General features: G+C 40.0%; 3 protein-coding genes and 4 pseudogenes. 2 read left to right on the top strand and 5 right to left on the bottom strand.

Annotated features, from left to right (window positions below; genetic code table 11):
- Window positions 1–140: L-threonylcarbamoyladenylate synthase (locus tag ACFIO3_RS11670; RefSeq protein WP_375704502.1), on the bottom strand; the 140-nt coding region annotated here is incomplete at its 3' end.
- Window positions 141–418: 278 nt separating this feature from the next.
- Here ACFIO3_RS11670 and ACFIO3_RS11665 point away from each other — a divergent pair.
- A pseudogene (locus ACFIO3_RS11665) lies at window positions 419–701 on the top strand (type II toxin-antitoxin system RelB/DinJ family antitoxin).
- Between the two features lie 9 nt (window positions 702–710).
- A pseudogene (locus ACFIO3_RS11660) lies at window positions 711–953 on the top strand (type II toxin-antitoxin system YafQ family toxin).
- A 91-nt stretch (window positions 954–1,044) separates the two neighbouring features.
- Here the strand turns inward: ACFIO3_RS11660 and ACFIO3_RS11655 are convergent.
- From ACFIO3_RS11655 to ACFIO3_RS11640, 4 genes and pseudogenes are all read right to left on the bottom strand, one after another.
- On the bottom strand, window positions 1,045–1,263 hold the full coding sequence (locus tag ACFIO3_RS11655) for a hypothetical protein (protein WP_375614996.1): 219 nt from the start codon (window positions 1,261–1,263) through the stop codon (window positions 1,045–1,047).
- Between the two features lie 131 nt (window positions 1,264–1,394).
- Complete coding sequence (locus ACFIO3_RS11650) at window positions 1,395–1,622, bottom strand: hypothetical protein (protein ID WP_375614997.1); 228 nt, start codon at window positions 1,620–1,622, stop codon at window positions 1,395–1,397.
- Window positions 1,619–1,974: pseudogene (locus tag ACFIO3_RS11645) on the bottom strand (glycoside hydrolase family protein); the annotation flags it as partial. The gene ACFIO3_RS11650 and the pseudogene ACFIO3_RS11645, both read right to left, overlap by 4 nt.
- 56 nt (window positions 1,975–2,030) lie before the next feature.
- A pseudogene (locus ACFIO3_RS11640) lies at window positions 2,031–2,353 on the bottom strand (hypothetical protein); the annotation flags it as partial.

Here is a 2,353-nt window from a genome sequence, read left to right as displayed (position 1 = left end):
ATAGAAGAAATTGCCCTCCCATTGGTCGCATCGCCTGCTAATCCATAAACAGTTTCCGTTGGTAACGCTACTAACTTCCCTTGTTCAAGAAGCGCTATTGCCTCTTTTATCGAAGCGCTATTGAGTGGTAGAATCGTCATGACACATCATTTCTATAACACTCTTTTAGTGATATTATGCTCTTTTTCATTCATATATCACATTGATTTATATATTTTTTAAAAGTATGGGGTTCATAAATAAAGGTTAGGGAATAGGATTTTCCAATATTCTTCTACAAAATATATCTTATTCTGCTAACTTTCTCTAATAATTTTTTGAACTTTGTTAAGTTCTCTTGTGAAAAGCTATTGTTGAAACTCTTGACATAAACTTAACGTGCAGTACATTGTACTACAATTGAATAGGGGATTTAGCAATGGAAAAAATTCAAGCCCCCATACCTGATCAAGTGCAAGAAACTGCAAGTGCAGTTATTAAGTCTATGGGTTTAACTGTATCGGATGCAGTACGCATGTTTATGACCCGCATTGCTAGAGATCGTACATTACCGCTTGGATCTATTTCAACTAAATCCGGAAACATTACGAGCTATCGAGAATGCCGAAATGGGACGCGTCGAACGTACATCTTTAGACAGCTTAAGGACCATGATACGCGAAGATAGAACCGAAATGCGTAAATCTGACAAGCAGACCTAAGCTTGCTATATTGTCTATACGCGTTCATTCCGGTCTGATCTTAAACGTGAAAGCAAAGGTAGGTATGCTAATACACTAGAGAAGGATTTGCTGCTTGTGGTCAAAGCGTTAGCGGAGAATAAACCGCTAAAAGCGCATTGGAGAGATCATGCGCTAACAGGTTAATGGCGCAATTGTCGTGATTGTCATATCAAGCCAGATTTAGTTTTGATCTATCGAAAGCCAGATACCACAACACTAGAGCTCTTATGACTTGGTTTGCATTCTGAACTACGCTTATGATTGGATCTTCAATTCATAGTAAAAAGAATTTTTAGAAGTTTTTGCTTTTATAACAGTTTTTCTAATTCTTTGAAAACCACTGCTTTAAATGTGCGAAGATATTATCTATCGCATCCATAAGGCGCGCAAAATCAAGGATAAGCAAAAAAAGAAAAAATGCTATCCACTTCATCAAGTGATACATCATTTTCACGCTTTGATAGGTGATGATCATTTCTTGAAGCATTTCTTTTTCTGCTTCTGTAAGCTCTGTATGTTTTTCAGCTTTTTTTCTTACCATGTTGCCACCCACACAAGCGTTCACCTAGATTATTGTGCTTTAAGATCTCTCTCGCTAAATTGAAACTGATGGCGTTCAGATCTTGCCGGCTTAAATAAATTGGCAACCAACCAACACAAGAAGAAGCATATTTATTTGTCGTGCAACCAGTCAGAGAGAGCAGCACGCACATCAGCATCACTTTTTTGATTAATTTCATTTTCTACCTCAAGCCGTGTTGTGGCTGCTTTTAAAGCTTTTTCTGTTTGCTTTTGTTGCTCTGCTTTTTTCCCAAGAGTAAAAGCTCTTGCTAAGGCAATAAAAAAAGCGGCTAAAGCCGCACCTGTTACCAACAAGTTTCTTTTCATCCATAAGATCATAGGCGGTGCTCCTGAAAGCGTTTAGCAACAAAGAAAATGCCAATACATGCGGCTAAAACCATAATGGCCGCTAAAGCCCATTGAATGGGTCCATTGCCCACTAAAATCCACCAAGACCTGAGAAAGAACCAATAATCGGTGCCAATGCTTCTGCTTTGCCCCCCCGTTGGTGCTTGCGTTTCTACTATTTGATAATTAGAAGAAACATAAACTCCTTTCGCCCACAACCCTGCCTCTGCTACACGCCGGTGTACAAGACCTTGTAAACGTTTGCCTCCCGCTTTGGTCCATTTTTCTGCAATTCGGTTGGTACCGCTTCATAATCCCCCCAATTAAGCCTTTTAAGTAGTGTTCTATAGCCTTCTTGAGAGCTTAACGTGCTACCTATAACTTTTTGAACAAGATCTGATATTTGTCTTGTACCTGCGCTTTGGCTTCCTCGGAATAATCCCCTAACTTTTGGCGTTCATATTCCTCTTGACTCATGCGCTCTTGACTCTCTCTCATATGAGAAAACTCATCAAGCAATTTCTGTTGTTCCTGTACCTTATGACTAAGCCATACAAAATGTGCTTGTGGATCGTCTTCTAGGGAGGGAACATTTTCCTCACGGCGGCGCGTGATTTCTTCCTGCATTGCGGCATATTTTTGCGTAAGTTCAATAGCCAATTCACGCGCTTCAATGGCGCTTTGTTCTGCCTTTTGGCGTGCTTGCCGCTCTTGCTCTAGTT

It is taken from the genome of Bartonella sp. AD328YNZD (assembly GCF_042196425.1).
Note: the sequence above shows the minus strand (reverse complement) of the source record. Positions and strands in the feature narration are given on the sequence as shown.